Source organism: Limnohabitans simekii (SeqCode), assembly GCF_965234735.1.
Lineage (GTDB): Bacteria > Pseudomonadota > Gammaproteobacteria > Burkholderiales > Burkholderiaceae_C > Limnohabitans > Limnohabitans simekii.
In genome coordinates this window covers 14,118-31,047 of record NZ_OZ248547.1, presented here as the reverse complement: position 1 = coordinate 31,047, position 16,930 = coordinate 14,118, and the positions used below count along the sequence as shown (strand labels likewise).

12 protein-coding genes and 1 riboswitch are annotated in these 16,930 nt (G+C 59.5%); of the genes, 9 read left to right on the top strand and 3 right to left on the bottom strand.

Annotated elements, in window-relative coordinates; translation table 11 throughout:
- Positions 1-146: 146 nt before the first annotated feature.
- Positions 147-1,682: a YifB family Mg chelatase-like AAA ATPase gene (locus tag AC8GFP_RS13500; RefSeq protein ID WP_506614056.1), complete on the bottom strand. Its 1,536-nt coding sequence runs from the start codon at positions 1,680-1,682 to the stop codon at positions 147-149.
- A gap of 227 nt (positions 1,683-1,909) precedes the next feature.
- On the opposite strand from AC8GFP_RS13500, the gene AC8GFP_RS13495 reads away from it, so the two are divergent.
- The gene (locus AC8GFP_RS13495) at positions 1,910-2,248 is read left to right on the top strand and encodes a P-II family nitrogen regulator (protein WP_506614054.1); all 339 of its coding nucleotides are present in this window, start codon (positions 1,910-1,912) and stop codon (positions 2,246-2,248) included.
- Between the two features lie 23 nt (positions 2,249-2,271).
- The gene (locus AC8GFP_RS13490; protein ID WP_506614052.1) at positions 2,272-3,750 is read left to right on the top strand and encodes an ammonium transporter; all 1,479 of its coding nucleotides are present in this window, start codon (positions 2,272-2,274) and stop codon (positions 3,748-3,750) included.
- A gap of 137 nt (positions 3,751-3,887) precedes the next feature.
- On the opposite strand, the gene metH is transcribed toward AC8GFP_RS13490, so the two are convergent.
- Entirely contained in the window at positions 3,888-6,656 is a 2,769-nt protein-coding gene (gene metH, locus AC8GFP_RS13485) for a methionine synthase (RefSeq protein ID WP_506614060.1), read from the bottom strand.
- Positions 6,657-6,707: 51 nt separating this feature from the next.
- A riboswitch (S-adenosyl-L-homocysteine riboswitch) is annotated at positions 6,708-6,778 on the bottom strand.
- A 140-nt stretch (positions 6,779-6,918) separates the two neighbouring features.
- Here metH and AC8GFP_RS13480 point away from each other — a divergent pair.
- From AC8GFP_RS13480 to pgi, 6 genes are read left to right on the top strand one after another with little or no spacing between them, the layout of a single operon-like run.
- On the top strand, positions 6,919-7,767 hold the full coding sequence (locus tag AC8GFP_RS13480) for a MurR/RpiR family transcriptional regulator (RefSeq protein WP_506614050.1): 849 nt from the start codon (positions 6,919-6,921) through the stop codon (positions 7,765-7,767).
- Positions 7,764-9,230, top strand: a complete 1,467-nt coding sequence (gene zwf / locus AC8GFP_RS13475; RefSeq protein ID WP_506614047.1) for a glucose-6-phosphate dehydrogenase — start codon at positions 7,764-7,766, stop codon at positions 9,228-9,230. Before AC8GFP_RS13480 ends, zwf begins: the two co-directional genes overlap by 4 nt.
- The gene (gene pgl / locus AC8GFP_RS13470; protein ID WP_506614045.1) at positions 9,230-9,946 is read left to right on the top strand and encodes a 6-phosphogluconolactonase; all 717 of its coding nucleotides are present in this window, start codon (positions 9,230-9,232) and stop codon (positions 9,944-9,946) included. The genes zwf and pgl overlap by 1 nt, the downstream gene beginning before the upstream one ends.
- 10 nt (positions 9,947-9,956) lie before the next feature.
- Positions 9,957-11,768 (top strand): phosphogluconate dehydratase, encoded by a 1,812-nt coding sequence (gene edd, locus AC8GFP_RS13465; RefSeq protein WP_506614043.1) that lies wholly within the window; start codon positions 9,957-9,959, stop codon positions 11,766-11,768.
- 8 nt (positions 11,769-11,776) lie between these two features.
- Positions 11,777-12,418, top strand: a complete 642-nt coding sequence (gene eda / locus AC8GFP_RS13460; protein ID WP_506614041.1) for a bifunctional 4-hydroxy-2-oxoglutarate aldolase/2-dehydro-3-deoxy-phosphogluconate aldolase — start codon at positions 11,777-11,779, stop codon at positions 12,416-12,418.
- Between the two features lie 23 nt (positions 12,419-12,441).
- Entirely contained in the window at positions 12,442-14,052 is a 1,611-nt protein-coding gene (gene pgi / locus AC8GFP_RS13455) for a glucose-6-phosphate isomerase (RefSeq protein WP_506614039.1), read from the top strand.
- A gap of 340 nt (positions 14,053-14,392) precedes the next feature.
- Here pgi and alr read toward each other — a convergent pair whose 3' ends face one another.
- On the bottom strand, positions 14,393-15,490 hold the full coding sequence (gene alr, locus AC8GFP_RS13450) for an alanine racemase (protein ID WP_506614037.1): 1,098 nt from the start codon (positions 15,488-15,490) through the stop codon (positions 14,393-14,395).
- A gap of 129 nt (positions 15,491-15,619) precedes the next feature.
- Here alr and lplT point away from each other — a divergent pair, with 129 nt between their 5' ends.
- Complete coding sequence (gene lplT / locus AC8GFP_RS13445) at positions 15,620-16,927, top strand: lysophospholipid transporter LplT (RefSeq protein WP_506614035.1); 1,308 nt, start codon at positions 15,620-15,622, stop codon at positions 16,925-16,927.
- Positions 16,928-16,930: the final 3 nt, after the last annotated feature.

Genomic DNA, 16,930 nt, shown 5'->3' with positions numbered 1-16,930 from the left:
CTCTGTAGCCGCCAATGCCTGTCAGGTATTCCTGAACTACTTGTTGCTTGAATCTCTCGTCATATCTCGCCATGAAAAACACCCCAAAGGTTGGACTGGTGTCCAGCTTTTGGGGTGCAGTTCACTGCGGGGCTTTTTTTGCGCTTTCAACCCTGGGCTGGGCTGCGGTAGTGCATGGCCTGCGCCACATGGGGCTGTTCAATCTGCGCGGCACTGGCCAAATCGGCGATGGTTTGCGCTACTTTTTTCACCCGGCTGATGGCCCGCCCCGACCAGGCGAGGCGGCTGGCGGTTTGCAGCAAATGCTGCTCAGCTTGGGCGCTCATTGGCAGCTCTTGCAGTTGCGCTGGGCTCAGGTCTTGGTTGCGCACCCCTTGGCGGGCCAAGGCGCGGTCGTGGGCGGCTTGGCATCGCTGTCGCACAAGCTCGCTGCTGTCGCCGCTGGGCGATTGCAGCATCAGCTCGGGCGGCAAAGCAGCCACCTGCACCTGCATGTCCAAACGGTCCAACAGCGGGCCGCTCAACCGGGCTTGGTAACGCGCGATGTGTTCAGGGGCGCAACGGCAGGCGGGTTGCTGAGCGCCCAGGTAGCCGCAGGGGCAGGGGTTCATGGCGGTCACCCATTGAAATTGCGCGGCCAAATCGGTGTGGTGCCGCCCCCTGGAAATCAGGATGCGGCCACTTTCCAAGGGCTCGCGCAAGGCTTCCAAGCTGTGCCTTGAAAACTCCAACAGTTCATCCAGGAACAAGACGCCGTGGTGCGCCAAAGAAATGGCCCCCGGACGGGGTGGCGCACCGCCGCCCACCAAGGCGGTGGTGGTGACGCTGTGGTGCGGTTGGCGAAATGGCCGCTGGCCCCAGTGCTGGGGCTGAAACTGTCCGGCCAAACTCAACACCGCCGCCGATTCCAAGGCTTGTTGTTGGGTCAGCGCGGGCAACAAACCCACCAAACGCTGCGCCAACATGGTCTTGCCGCTGCCCGGCGGCCCCATCATCAAGAGGCTGTGGCCACCTGCGGCGGCGATCTCCAGGGCGCGTTTGGCATTGGCCTGACCGCGCACATCGCGCAAATCCAAGCTGCCATGGTTGGGTGCTGACTGCGGCCAAGCGGGCGGCTGCAAGCGCTGCCAGCCCTCCGAGGGTGCCAGCACACTGGCGTGGCTGCCAGGCAAGAAAGCCTGCACCACGTCGCGCAAATGCGCGGCCCGGTAAACCCGCGACTGCGGCAACAAGGCCGCTTCTTCGGCGCTGCCCGGCGGCAACACCCAGGTCCAAGCCTCGTCATCTGCGGCCATGCCCAGGGCCATGGCCAGGGCACCGCGCACCGGGCGCAGCTCACCCGACAAGGACAACTCGCCGGCAAACACATGCTGCCGCAGCGCGACTTCATCCAGTTGACCGCTGGCGGCCAAGATGCCAATGGCGATGGGCAAGTCAAAACGCCCCGAGTCTTTGGGCAGGTCGGCTGGGGCCAGGTTGACCACGATGCGCTGGTTGGTGGGGAAGTCCAGGCCGCTGTTTTGGATGGCCGAGCGCACCCGTTCGCGGGCTTCGCGCACCTCGGTGTCGGCCAAACCAACCAAGGTGAAGCTGGGCAAGCCATTGGCCATGTGCACCTCGACCGTGACGCGGGGCGCTTTCATGCCCAAAACCGCGCAGCTGTGCACTTGTGCGAACCCCATCTTGGTCTCCCTGTGTTGGTGCGCTCCCCAATTGGGTGCGGCATTCATGTTTTTGGCGCACCGAAAAAGTGCAAAAAAGCCAGTTTTGGGGGCGTCTTTCCCAGATTGACTGGCCTATCCAGCCCAAAGTGTGCTTGGCACAGAGACTGCTAAGAGGTACCTGCACTGCGTGTTTTTGAACGTGCAGCTTTCGCTCAACGCGCAGACCCATGACTCAAGGAGAACCCATGAAACTGATCACGGCCATCATCAAACCCTTCAAGCTCGACGAGGTGCGCGAAGCCTTGTCAGCCATCGGGGTCCAAGGCATCACCGTCACCGAAGTCAAAGGCTTTGGTCGACAAAAAGGCCACACCGAGCTCTACCGCGGTGCGGAATACGTGGTGGACTTTCTGCCCAAAGTGAAGATCGAAGCCGCTGTTGCAGCGGGTTTGGTGGACCAGGCGATCGAAGCCATCGAAAACGCAGCACGCACCGGCAAGATTGGTGACGGCAAGATTTTCGTCAGCAGCCTGGAACAAGTGGTGCGCATTCGCACTGGTGAAACTGGCACAGCGGCCATTTAATTCTTTCGACAAGGACTTCCATCATGAAAAAACTACTTGCCACGCTGGCCCTCGGCTTGGGCCTGGTCTTCGCCTCCGGCGTTGCCATGGCCGACGACGCGCCCGCCAAACCTGCGGCTGAAGCCGCTGCCATTGCACCTGCGGCACCTGCCGCCGCCGAACCTGCTGCAGCGCAAGCCGCACCGGCCCCGGTGCCCAACAAAGGCGACACCGCTTGGATGACCGTGGCCACCGTGCTGGTCATCCTCATGACCATCCCCGGTCTGGCCCTGTTCTATGGCGGCTTGGTCCGCTCGAAAAACATGCTGTCGGTACTGATGCAGGTGTTTGTGGTGTCGTCGATGATTTATGTGTTGTGGGTGCTGTACGGCTACTCGGTCGCCTTCACATCCAGCAATCCTTTCTTCGGCACCTTTGACAAATTCTTGCTCAAAGGCGTGACGGTTGAATCCTTGGGCGCCACATTCAGCAAAGGTGTTTACATCCCTGAGTTGACTTTCGTGGCCTTCCAAGCCACCTTCGCTGCCATCACTTGCGCCCTGATCGTTGGCGCGTTTGCTGAGCGCATGAAGTTCTCTGCCGTTTTGTTGTTCTGTGCCCTGTGGTTCACTTTCAGCTACCTGCCCGTGGCCCACATGGTTTGGTATTGGGACGGTCCTGATGCCATCACCGACGCCGCCTCGTTGGAGAAAGTCACGGCTGCTGCTGGTTGGTTGTGGGCCAAAGGCGCACTCGATTTCGCAGGCGGCACCGTGGTGCACATCAACGCCGCTGTCGCCGGTTTGGTGGGTGCTTACATGATTGGCAAACGCATTGGCTACGGCAAAGAAGCCATGGCGCCCCACAGCCTGACATTGACCATGGTCGGTGCCGCCTTGTTGTGGGTGGGTTGGTTCGGTTTCAACGCCGGTTCCAACTTGGAAGCCAACGGCCTGACCGCACTCGCTTTCGTCAACACCTTGGTGGCCACCGCTGCTGCCACCTTGTCATGGATTGCCGGTGAAGCCCTGAGCAAAGGCAAAGCCTCGATGTTGGGTGCAGCCTCTGGTGCTGTGGCTGGTCTGGTGGCCATCACCCCAGCCTGCGGCTTCGTCGGCCCCGGCGGCGCGATCATCATCGGCTTGGTGGCTGGCGTGCTGTGCTTGTGGGGTGTCAATGGCCTCAAACGCATGCTGGGTGCAGATGACAGCTTGGATGTGTTCGGTGTGCACGGTGTCGGCGGTATCGTCGGTGCCTTGTTGACCGGCGTGTTTGCAGCCCCTTCTTTGGGTGGTACCGGCGTCTATGACTATGTCGCCAATGCAGTCAACCCAAGCTACTCGATCGGTGGTCAAGTGTGGATCCAAGCGCAAGCGGTGCTCACCACCATCGTCTGGTCTGGCGTGGTCTCGGTCATCGCTTACAAACTGGTGGACATCGTCTTGGGTCTGCGTGTCTCTGAAGAAGAAGAGCGCGAAGGTTTGGACATCAGCTCACACGGCGAAACTGCCTACGGTCGTTGATTGCACCATTCCTAGATCACAAGCAACAACGCTCACAACCACCTGGTGCAAACCAGGTGGTTTTTTTCGCCTGTCGCCGCAGTCGAGATGGCGTTTGAAAGGCGATTGATGACCAGCAACGCAGGCGATTTGTCGGCCTAAAGGTTGGGCGCGAGCAAACGCTGCAAGTCTTTGTCTGCCACGCCTTGACGCTGCGCCAAGTCGTGCACTTGGTCGTCGCCGATACGCCCCACATTGAAATACGTGGCCTCGGGGTGCGCCAAATAAAAACCACTGACGCTGGCTGCAGGGGTCATGGCCATGCTCTCGGTGAGCGTCATGCCAATGTCTTGGCATTGCAGCAACTCAAACATCTGTTGCTTCACGCTGTGGTCGGGGCACGCTGGGTAACCGGGTGCAGGCCGGATGCCTTGGTAGTGCTCTTTGATCAATTCTTCATTGCTCAAGTTTTCAGCGGCTGCGTAGCCCCACAGGTCACGGCGCACCCGTGCATGCATGCATTCGGCAAAGGCTTCGGCCAGGCGGTCGGCCAGGGCCTTGAGCATGATGGCGCTGTAGTCGTCGTGGTCATCGAGGAAGTATTTTTCTTTGGCATCCACGCCGACACCCGCGGTGACCGCGAACAAACCCACATGGTCTGCGCCTTGGCCGATGGGTGCGACAAAATCAGAGAGGCAACGGTTCGGGTTGTGCACACCTTCACGCAAAGGTTTTTCGGTTTGCTGGCGCAAGCCGTACCAGGTGAGTGCTTTTTGACTGCGTGATTCATCGGTCCAGAGCACGATGTCGTCACCCACGCTGTTGGCCGGGTACAAACCGACCACCGCATGGGCTTGCAACCAACGGCCTTCAATCAGGCGCTTCAACATGCGCTTGCCATCGCTGAACACGCGCTGCGCTTCTGTGCCCACCACCTCGTCTTTCAAAATTGCTGGGAAAGGCCCCGCCAAGTCCCAGGTTTGAAAGAACGGGCCCCAGTCGATGAAGGGCTCTAATTCGGCCAAATCGAAGTTTTTGAACACGCGTTTGCCAATGAATTTCGGCGCCGTGTGTTGCAACTTGGCCCAATCGAATTGAGGTGCATTGGCACGTGCTTTAGCGAGTGGCAACAGCGGCGTTTGTTTTTTGTTGGCATGTTGCTCGCGCACTTTGGCGTAGTCGGTGTTGAGGTCTTCAATGAACTGCGCGGCTTGGTCGCTGAGCAAGCCTTGGGCCACGCCCACACTGCGGGACGCGTCGGGCACATAGACCACCGGCCCTTCGTAATGCGGCGCGATTTTCACCGCCGTGTGGACCCGGCTGCAGGTGGCACCACCAATCAACAGCGGAATTTTGCGCAAGCGGAAGTGATCGTCCTTTTGCATTTCAGACGCCACATACTGCATCTCTTCCAAGGATGGTGTGATGAGGCCCGACAAGCCAATGATGTCCGCACCTTCCACCTTGGCCCGCGCCAAAATTTCATGGCAGGGCACCATCACGCCCATGTTGACCACGTCAAAGTTGTTGCACTGAAGCACAACGGTGACGATGTTTTTGCCAATGTCGTGCACATCGCCTTTGACCGTGGCGATCACGATCTTGCCCTTGGTTTTCACATCTTCACCGGCGGCTTCTTGCAGGCGTTTTTCTTCTTCGATGTAGGGGATCAAATGCGCCACAGCCTGCTTCATGACCCGGGCGCTTTTCACCACCTGTGGCAAAAACATCTTGCCCTGGCCGAACAAATCGCCCACCACGTTCATGCCGTCCATCAACGGGCCTTCGATCACATGCAAAGGTCTGCCGCCCTTGGCCAACACTTCTTGGTAAGCCGCTTCGGTGTCTTCGTTGATGAAGTCGGTGATGCCATGCACCAGCGCGTGGCTGAGTTTGTGCGCCACGCTGACAGGTGCATCAGCCGTGCCACGCCAAGCGAGTTTGGCGCTGTCGTCTTTGGCCGCGCCTTTGGCACTTTCGGCCACTTCAATCAAACGCTCGCCGGGTGTCAGGTGTTCTTCGCCTTCTTTGTATTTCGGCATTCTGTTCAACACCACGTCTTCGACGCGCTCGCGCAGCGTGGGCTCGAGGTCGTCGTACACGCCCACCATGCCCGCATTGACGATACCCATGTCCATACCGGCTTGAATGGCGTGGTAAAGGAAAACGGTGTGGATGGCTTCGCGCACCGGGTCGTTGCCACGGAAACTGAAAGAGACGTTGGACACACCGCCACTGACCTTGGCGCCTGGCAGATTCTCTTTGATCCAACGCGTGGCGTTGATGAAGTCCACCGCGTAGTTGTCATGCTCTTCAATGCCGGTGGCGATGGCGAAGATGTTGGGGTCGAAGATGATGTCCTCGGGCGGGAAGCCCACTTCATCGACCAGCACGCGGTAAGCGCGTTCGCAAATTTCCACCTTGCGTTGGAAGGTGTCGGCTTGGCCTTTTTCATCGAAGGCCATGACCACCGCTGCTGCGCCGTAGCGGCGAATCAGCTTGGCTTGGCGCTTGAATTCATCCAGGCCTTCTTTCATGCTGATCGAGTTCACAATGCCCTTGCCTTGGATGCAACGCAAGCCCGCTTCAATCACGCTCCACTTGGAGCTGTCGATCATGATCGGCACCCGCGCAATGTCGGGCTCAGACGCGATCAGATTCAAGAAACGCACCATGGCGGCAAGGCTATCGAGCATGGCCTCGTCCATGTTGATGTCGATGATTTGCGCACCGTTTTCCACTTGTTGACGCGCCACGGCCAATGCTTGCTCGTACTCGCCGTTCAAGATCATGCGGGCAAAGGCTTTGGAGCCGGTGACGTTGGTGCGCTCGCCGATGTTGACGAAGGTGGCTTGCACCGGCGTGCTGTCGTCGTCGGCGCGGACCGTGGTGCCAATGCGCACAGGCTCCAAGCCGGAGAGCTTCATGGGGGGAACGGCAATGTGTGGGGTATTCATGGACTCACCTGAGGGATGCAAAACAGGTGAGCGTCGTTGCGAGAAAAGACCCAAGCCTGGCTTCGTGTGAAGCTGCAACGCTCCTTGGGATGACAAGATTTTAGCTGTTTGCAGTTGACGCCTCATGCGCTGGCAAGCAGCGACCACTTTGAGGCTGGATCAACGCAAATTCCAAGCCAGTCTGTAACTTAGTTACAATGAATTATTCCTCGAGTCAAAAAAGTTACATCTCATGTTGGACCGCATTCAGGCCTCGTTGCACACCCTCTCACCTTCAGAACAAAAGGTGGGCGAGTTGTTATTGCAAGACGCCCGGCATTTCGCCAACACGGCTGTCGCTGAGTTGGCTGCACAGGCCCAGGTCAGCAAGCCCACGGTGGTTCGGTTTTGCCGAAGCCTGGGTTATGCAGGCTTGAGCGACTTCAAACTGAAGTTGGCTGGCAGCTTGAGCGAAGGCGTGCCGTTCATCCACCGCAACGTGAACGCCGATGACAAAGCGGGCGACGTTTTGGTGAAAGTGGTTGACAACGCGGCGGCGGCTTTTTTGAAATACCGCAACGACGCCTCCGGTGCCGCGATTGAAAAAGCTGCCAAAGCCATGGCCCAAACCCAACGCAAAAACAAGCGGTTGGAATTCTTTGGTGTGGGCAACTCGGGCTTCGTGGCGCAAGACGCGCAGCACAAATTTTTCAGGCTGGGCTTTCACACCAGCGCCCACAGCGATGGCCATTTGCAAATCATGAGCGCATCCTTGCTCAAGCCCGGCGACTGCTTGGTGCTGATCTCGAATTCAGGTCGCACCCGGGACCTGCTCGACGCCTGTGAAATCGCGCACAAAAACCGGGTCACCACCGTGGTCATCACGGCCTCGGGTTCACCCTTGGCCAAAGCAGGTCAGATCCACCTTGCGGCCGATCATCCCGAGAGTTATGAAAAATTCAGCCCCATGGTGTCGCGCCTCTTGCATTTGCTCATCATCGACATCCTCACCACCACCGTGGCCTTGCAACTCGACCGGGCGGTGTTGCAGCCGCAACTTCGCCAGATGAAAACCAACCTGCTTCAAAAAAGATATTCATGAGCACACCTGTTTCAACTTCCAACGGCCTGGACATCGTGATTTTTGGCGGCGCAGGCGACTTGTCGTTTCGCAAACTGCTGCCCGCGCTCTACATGGCGCATGCCCACGACAAACTCAGTGACGACACACGCATCCTGGCCGTGGGTCGGCAAGCTTGGGACACGGCTGCGTATTTGAAGTTCATCGATGAGAAGTCACCCGGCTTCATCGACGCCAGCAGTTTTGACCGCGCCGCGTGGCAAGGCTTTTTAAAGCGCTTGGTGTATGTGAGTTTGGATGTCAGCTCCGCACCTGCTTATGCCGCTTTGAAAACAGTGTGCAACACGCCACGCTTGCGGGTGTTTTATTTGGCCACCGCGCCGAGTTTGTTCAGCCAAATTTGTGCGCATTTGCACAGCGCCGGCTTGGTGGATGCGCAGTCGCGGGTGGTGCTTGAAAAACCCTTGGGCACCGACTTGGCCTCGGCACGCGCCATCAACCAAGAGGTGGCCCAGTATTTCAACGAGCCACAGATTTACCGGATCGACCATTACCTGGGCAAAGAAACCGTGCAAAACCTGATGGTGCTGCGTTTTGGCAACGCCATCTTCGAGCCTTTGTGGCGGGCGCCTTACATCAAGAGCGTGCAAATCACCGTGGCTGAAACTGTGGGCGTGGGCAGTCGTGCAGGTTTTTACGATGGCGCAGGTGCGATGCGCGACATGGTGCAAAACCATTTGCTGCAACTGCTGTGCATCGTCGCCATGGAGCAACCCATCTCTCTGGATGCAGATGATGTGCGCGACGAAAAACTCAAAGTGCTGCGCTCGTTGCGCCGCATGGGTTTGGCCGACATCAAGCGCGACACGGTGCGCGGCCAGTACACCTCAGGCGCCTCTGAAGGCCAAGCGGTGAAAGGCTATTTGGACGAAGAGAACGTGCCACCCGACAGCCGCACCGAAACCTTTGTGGCGCTGCGCTTGCACATCAACAACGCGCGATGGGCGCAGGTCCCGTTCTTTTTGCGCACGGGCAAACGCCTGCAAAACCGCCAATCGGAAATCATCATCGAGTTTGCCGAGCAGCCCTTTTCGGTGTTTGGCCAAAGCGACATGAGCGAACCCAACCGGCTCATCATCTCGCTGCAACCCGAAGAATCGATTGAACTCGCCATGATGGTGAAGGAACCCGGCACCGGCATGAAGATGCACCCCGTGCACTTGGGTTTGGACTTGCAACAGTCCTCTGAGAAACGCCGCGCCGAGGCTTATGAACGCTTGCTGATGGACGTGATCAAAGGTCGCTTGACGCACTTCATGCGCCGCGATGAACTGGAAGCCGCCTGGGCTTGGGTGGATCCGATTTTGGCCGGTTGGGCCGAGTTGGATGACAAACCTCGACCTTACTCGGCAGGCAGTTGGGGGCCAGCGGCTTCATCGGCGTTGATGGCGCGTGATGAACTGTCTTGGTTCGAGGAAAGCTGATGAAGACGCGGCTACACACCGAAGAACGAAGCGCTGCAGACCTGCCAGCTGCGTTGGCGCAAGACATCGCCGCCCGTTTGCAAGCGGCCATTGATGCGCGTGGACAAGCCGTGTTGACGGTGTCGGGTGGCAAGTCTCCCATCGCCTTGTTTCAGGCGCTTCGCGTGTTGCCCTTGGCTTGGCATCAAGTGACCGTCACGCTGGCCGATGAGCGCTGTGTGGCCAACACCCATGCCGACAGCAACGCGCTCTTGGTGCGCACCCATTTGCTCAAAGACCAAGCCCAAGCAGCACGCTTGGTGCCGATGATTGCAGATGACTTGCCTTTGAGCACACCTGCCCAGATGGCTGCGCAAGCCACGACAAGCTTGCGCGTCTTGGGTGACGCCGATGTCTTGGTGTTGGGCATGGGCACGGATGGCCACACGGCATCCTTGTTTCCTGAGGCACCGAATTTGCCCTTGGCGATGGACCTGACGCAACCGCCCGCATGTGTGGCCATTGAATTGAAACATCCACCGGCCCATGCGCCCTATGCGCGTATCTCGCAAAACCTCAGCATGTTGCTGAGTGCGCGGCACATTGTTTTGCCGATCAGCGGCACGGACAAACTTTCCGTGTTGGCAAGCGCCAAAGCCCAAGCCAGTTTGGCGCTGCCCGTCTCCATCATCTTGCACCAAAACCGCACCTCGGTCACCCTGTGGCTGTCCCCTTGAAAGCAACAACATGTTGAACACCACACTGGCCGCCGTCACACAACGCATTGAACAACGCAGTGCGGCAAGCCGCGCAGCGTATTTGGCGCACTTGGCGCAGGCGCACAAACCCGGCCCGTACCGCGAAGGCTTGGGCTGCGCCAACGCGGCCCACGCCTATGCCGCCATGCCCGCCTCCGACAAACTGGTGTTGCGCCAAGAACGACAACCCAACCTCGGCATCGTGACGGCCTACAACGACATGTTGTCCGCGCACCAGCCTTACGAACACTACCCCGAGATGATCCGCGCCACGGCCCGCGCAAGTGGCGCCACCGCGCAAGTCGCGTCGGGTGTGCCAGCCATGTGTGACGGCGTCACCCAAGGCGAAGACGGCATGGGCTTGTCTTTGTTCTCACGCGATGTGATTGCCATGGCCACCGCAGTCGGCTTGTCGCACAACGTGTTTGACGCGGTCTTGTTGCTGGGCATTTGCGACAAGATCGTGCCCGGGATGTTCATGGGTGCTTTGCAATTTGGCCATTTGCCTGCGTTGTTTTTGCCTGCAGGCCCGATGACCAGTGGCTTGTCGAACGACGACAAGTCCAAGGTGCGCCAGCAGTTTGCACAAGGCTTGGTGAGCCGCGCCACGCTCATGGAAGCCGAGCAAGCGGCCTACCACGGGCCAGGTACTTGTACGTTTTACGGCACAGCCAATTCGAACCAAATGCTGATGGAAATCATGGGCCTGCAGTTGCCTGGCTCCAGCTTCGTCAACCCGAACACGCCACTGCGCCAAGCCTTGAACCAAGCCGCTGTGCAACGTGCGATGGCACTTAGCCATGCGGACATCGGCATGGGCCACCAAATTGATGCCAAAGCTGTGGCCAACGGCATCGTCGGTTTGCTGGCCACCGGCGGCTCGACCAACCACACTTTGCATTTGGTGGCGATGGCACGTGCGGCTGGCATCCTCATCAACTGGGACGACTTCTCCGAACTTTCTGCCGTTGTGCCTTTGTTGGCCCGGGTCTATCCCAACGGCTCGGCCGATGTGAACCATTTCCACGCCGCGGGTGGCATGGGTTTTTTGATCGCACAGTTGTTGCAATGTGGGCTGCTGCATGAAGACGTGCACACCGTGATGGGCCAAGGCTTGCAGCACTACACCAATGAACCTTGGCTCGACAACGGTGTGTTGGCGTGGCGTCCTGTCCCCCCCACGTCTGCGGATGACACCGTGTTGCGACCCTTCGCCAACCCTTTCAGCGCCGATGGTGGTCTGCGTTTGTTGCAAGGCAATTTGGGCCGTGCCGTGGTGAAGGTGTCGGCGGTGAAACCCGAGCACCGCATCGTTCGTGCGCCAGCCGTGGTGGTCGACAGCCAACAAGAGCTGCAACAACTTTTCAAAGACGGTTTGCTGGACAAAGATTTTGTCGCCGTGGTGCGTCATCAAGGCCCGCAAGCCAATGGCATGCCCGAGTTGCACAAACTCACGCCCATGTTGGGGGTGTTGCAAGACCGGGGTTTCAAGGTGGCACTGGTGACCGATGGCCGCATGTCGGGCGCGTCCGGCAAGGTGCCTGCCGCCATCCATGTCTCGCCCGAAGCGATGAATGGCGGTGCGATTGGCAAGGTGATGAACGGCGACATGCTGACGCTCAATTGCGAGACGCAAGAACTGACGCTTGAACTGAGCGACGCAGCGCTGGCCGCGCGACCGCATCCACCACGCCCCGCTGAAGGCTGGGGCAGTGGCCAAGGCTTGTTTGGTTTGTTTCGGCGCAACGCCGCCTTGGCCGAAGAAGGCGCGTCGCCTTTGTTGTCATCCATGCCGAGTTGAACGCCCATATGAACCATCCCACCTTCCAACGCCCTGTTTTCAAATCTCGCGTGGTCCCGGTCATCGTCATCAGCGACGTATCGCAAGCCGTGCCGATGGCACATGCGCTGCTGGCCGGTGGCATCGATGTGATGGAAATCACGCTGCGCCACAGCGCTGGTTTGGCAGCCATCGAAGCCGTGGCCAAGCAGGTGCCGCAAATGCACGTGGGTGCGGGCACGGTGACCCGCGCTGCCGAGATGCAGCAAGTGCATGACGCTGGTGCGCGTTTTGCACTGTCGCCCGGCATGAGTGATGCCCTGGTGCAAGCGGCCATGGACTGCCACATGCCCTTCATGCCTGGCGTGATGACGCCCAGCGAAGTCATGCGCGCACGCGATCACGGTTTTGGGCTGATGAAGTTGTTTCCCGCTGCACAAGCCGGCGGCGTGGCCATGCTCAAAGCCTTGTCCGGCCCTTTGGGCGATGTGCAGTTTTGCCCCACGGGGGGTGTGACGCCAGAGAACATGACTGACTATTTCAATCTGTCGAATGTCGCCATGGTGGGCGGCTCATGGCTCACACCCGCTGACGTGGTGGCCGCGCAAGACTGGGGTCGCATCACCGCCTTGGCCAAAGAAGCATTGGCTCGCGTGCCTGCGCTACAGTGAACCACGTTTGAACAGCCCGCCGCATGATCCACTTCAACCGCCCCGAACAACGCCCCGCGTGGCAAGCCTTGCAAGCCTTGGCCGATGCACCTGCGCCGCATTTGCGCGAGCTGCTGCAAGACAGTTCGCGCAACGCCAGCTTGCAGTTTGAAGCTGCCGGTATTCAAGCCGATGCCTCGCGCCAACGCGTGACGCCTGCCGTGATGCAAGCCTTGTTGCAACTGGCCAACGAAAGCCATGTGCTTGAACAAGCGCAGGCCATGTTCAAGGGTGACGCCATCAACACCACCGAACACCGGCCGGTGTTGCACATGGCTTTGCGGGCTGGCCAGAGCGCATCACCGCCTTGGGGCGCGGCCATCAGCGCCGATGTGCAACGCGAGCTGGTGCGCTTCACCGACTTCGCCGAGCGCTTGCGCCACGGCGCGCTGCAAGGCTTCAAGGGCCAGGCCATCACAGACGTGGTGAACCTGGGCATTGGCGGTTCAGACCTGGGGCCGCGCATGGCCACCGAAGCGCTGAGCCAGCTCTCTGCCGACTTGAAAGCGCCCGCTGTGCGAGTGCACCATGTGTCGAATGTCGACCCTTGGAGTTTGGCCACCACCTTGGCCCCTTTAGACGCTTCTCGCACCTTGTTCATCGTGCAAAGCAAAACCTTCACCACGCAAGAAACCCTCACACTTGCGGCCTCGGCCAAACGCTGGTTGCAAGACGCGGGATGCAGCACATCGCAGTTGCCCCAACAACTGGTGGCGGTCACCGCCAAACCCAGCTTGGCCCAAGCCGATGGTTTTTTGCCAGAGCACTGTTTCGTGTTTTGGGATTGGGTCGGCGGGCGGTACTCGGTCTGGTCGGCCATTGGTTTGCCCTTGGCCATCGCGATTGGCCGGGATGCGTTTTTGCAGATGCTGGCTGGTGGTCAAGCCATGGATCAGCATGTGATGCACACGCCACCAGAGCGCAACCTGCCGCTCTTGATGGCTTTGTGGGGCGTATGGAATCGGAATTTTTTAGGCGCCAGCACGCACCATGTGGCGCCCTACGCTGCACCGCTGGGTCGCTTCGTGCCGTTTTTGCAGCAAATGGACATGGAGTCCAACGGCAAGCGGGTGCATCTGGACGGCAGCATCGCCAGCGTCGGCACCGCGCCGGTGCTGTGGGGCGGTTTGGGCATCGATGGTCAACACGCTTACTTTCAGCTCTTGCACCAAGGCCAACATTTGGTGCCCATGGATTTCATCGGCGTGCGGCAAGGCCATGCAGGCCTGCCACTGGCAGCGGAACACCAACGCGTGGTGCTGCTGAATTTGCAAGCGCAAACCCAAGCGCTGGCGCTGGGACGAAGCGTGGCCGACACCGCGCAGATGCTGCGCGATGGCGGCATGTCTGCGTCGGATGCGCAGGCCTTGGCGCCGCACCGCAGCTTTGCTGGCAATGTGCCCAGCACCGTGTTGTGGCTGGAGCAACTCACGCCGCACAGCTTGGGTGCGCTGATTGCGCTTTACGAACACAAGGTGTTTTACCAAGCGGCCATTTGGGGTGTGCATGCCTACGACCAATGGGGAGTGGAGCTGGGCAAGACCATGGCCAAGGCCCTCGAAACCAATGGCGGGGGTGAAAGCCTGACGTCATGAGGCGCAAGGGTAATTGGGGTCAGATTCCAATTAAGTCCAATTCATTGGCTATTTGCCCGCCGCGCTGGGCTCAAACGCCGCTCACCGCAGCGGAGCTGCAACGTTCGCTACGCGTTTGACCCAGCACATCGGTCAAGTTGAAAAGGCTTGTATGGTGATTGAAAAATCAGCACACCAATTTGTCTGGATCCAATCAACCTTGCACCGAAACATCACTTCAGAGCCGCACGGCCTGGGGACCATTTTTTGAGCGAAAGACCAGAAAAATGCGTCCCCATGGCGGGCGGCTTAAGCGTGACCTCTTGACGCGCCCACGTCGCGCAAAACCAGCTGAGCGACATCACTCGTCGCTTGCCACCGGCACCCGGGGTGCCAAGGCGCACATCAACTCGTAGCCCACGGTGCCCGCAGCAGCAGCCACCTCGTCAATGCACAGCAGCTCGCCCGTGCTGGCCTGGCCCCACAAGGTGGCCTCGCTGCCCACTTGCGCTGCAGGCACCGGCGTCAAATCCACACACAGCATGTCCATGCTGATGCGACCCACCGTGTGTGTGCGTGTGCCGTTGACCAACACCGGTGTGCCGCTGGGCGCATGGCGCGGGTAGCCATCGGCATAACCACAGGCCACCACACCGATGCGCATCTCGCGCTCGGCCCGGAAGACGCCGCCGTAACCGACTTCATCACCCGCCTTCAGTTGCTGCACGCTGATGAGTTGGCTGCGCAAACTCATGGCGGGGCGCAAACCCCAATCTGCTGCTGTGTGAAGCGGATGGTCGGGCGCACTGCCATACAAGGCGATGCCTGGGCGCACCCAATCCGCACTCACGGCGGGGTTGTGGCCGTGGCGCAGCAAAGCCGCGCTGTTGGCCAAGCTGCGCTCACCGGGCAGGTCGTGGCTGGTGGCGTTGAAGACGGCGAGTTGCGCGTCCACGCCCACCGCTGTATCCGCATGGGCGAAATGGGTCATGAGGGAAATCTCATCCACCTGCGGCAAAGCGTTCAAGCGTGCCCAGGCCGCGCGAAAACGCTCGGGTGCAAAACCCAGTCGGTTCATGCCGCTGTTCATTTTCAAAAACACACGTTGCGGCACCTGCGTTTTGTGGCGGCTCAGCATGTCGATTTGCGCCTCGGTGTGCACCACATGCCAAAGGTCCAAGCGTGAACACAGCTCCAAGTCGCGTTGCTCAAACGCGCCTTCCAACAACAAAATGGGGCCGCGCCAATCCAGCTCACGCAGGGTCTGCGCCTCGGCCAAGTCGAGCACCGCAAAACCGTCGGCGGCCCGCAGCCCGGCGTAGGCCCGCTCCATGCCATGGCCATAAGCCCGCGCTTTGAGCACCGCCCAGACCCGCGCATCCGGCGCGGCTTGTTGCAGGCGCGACAAGTTGTGACGCAATGCGGCGGGGTGGATCAAGGCATGAATCGGGCGAGGCATGCAGGCATTGTCGCAGGCCAAAATGCCGCAAAGCCCGTGATATAACTCGACACGCTCTTGGGCCTATGAACTTGCAAAACCTTTGTCTCTTCCCCTTACAAACCGCACTTTTCTACTGATGGCCCCCACATGAAGCGCGGTTTTTACACCATCATGGCAGCCCAGTTTTTCAGCTCCTTGGCTGACAACGCCTTGTTTGTGGTGGCGGTTGAAATGATCAAAGCCTCGGGCGGTGCCGAATGGCAGCGTGCCGCCTTGGTTCCCATGTTCGCTTTGTTTTATGTGGTGTTGGCCCCCTTTGTTGGCGCCTTCGCCGATTCGCGCCCCAAAGGCGATGTCATGTTTGTCAGCAATGGCATCAAAGTCATCGGTTGCGGCCTGATGCTGTTTGGCTCGCACCCGCTTTTGTCTTACGCCATCGTCGGTTTGGGCGCAGCCGCCTACTCGCCGGCCAAATACGGCATCCTCACCGAACTCTTGCCCGCCTCTTTGCTGGTCAAGGCCAACGGTTGGATCGAAGGTCTGACAATTGCATCCATCATTTTGGGCGTTTTGCTTGGCGGCCAGTTGGTCGGTCCCTACATTTCCTCTCTACTGCTCAGCGTTGATCTGCCCTTGATCAACACGCCGATTGACACGCCGCCAGAAGCAGCGATTTGCGTGCTGGTGTTGTTTTACGCACTGGCCGCTTGGTTCAACACCCGCATTCCCAACACCGGTGCCACCTTGATGCCGATGCACAGTCAACGCCAGCACAGTTTCGCTTACAACCTGTTGGCCTTGGTGCCTGATTTTTGGCGCTGCAACCTGCTGCTGTGGCGCGACAAGCTGGGGCAAATTTCCTTGGCCAGCACCACCTTGTTTTGGGGTGCCAGTGGCAACCTGCGCTACATCGTGTTGGCTTGGAGCGCGGTGGCGCTGGGCTACAGCACCACCCAAGCCTCGGCTTTGGTGGGCGTGATCGCGATTGGCACCGCGGTAGGCGCCGTGGTGGCCTCGATGCGCATGAAACTGGTCGACGCGCCGCGCTTGATGAACCTGGGCATCGCCATGGGCTTGCTGATGTTGGTGATGAATTTCATTGACAACGTCTGGTTGGCCGCGCCCTTCTTTATTTTGTTGGGCGGCTTGGGCGGCTTTTTGGTGGTGCCGATGAACGCCTTGCTGCAACACCGCGGCCACAACCTGATGGGCGCGGGCCGCTCGATTGCCGTGCAAAACTTCAACGAACAAGCTTGCATCTTGGCTCTGGGTGCGCTCTACGCCTTGGCCACGGGCCTGGGGCTGTCGGCCTTTGGTGCGATTGTGGGCTTTGCGCTGTTGCTGGCCGGTTGCATGTGGCTGATCAAGCGCTGGCACCAAAGCAACTTGGTGCACCACCCGGAAGAAGTCGCCCGCTTGCTGGACATCGCGCGGCGCGACCCGGGCCATTCTTAAGCC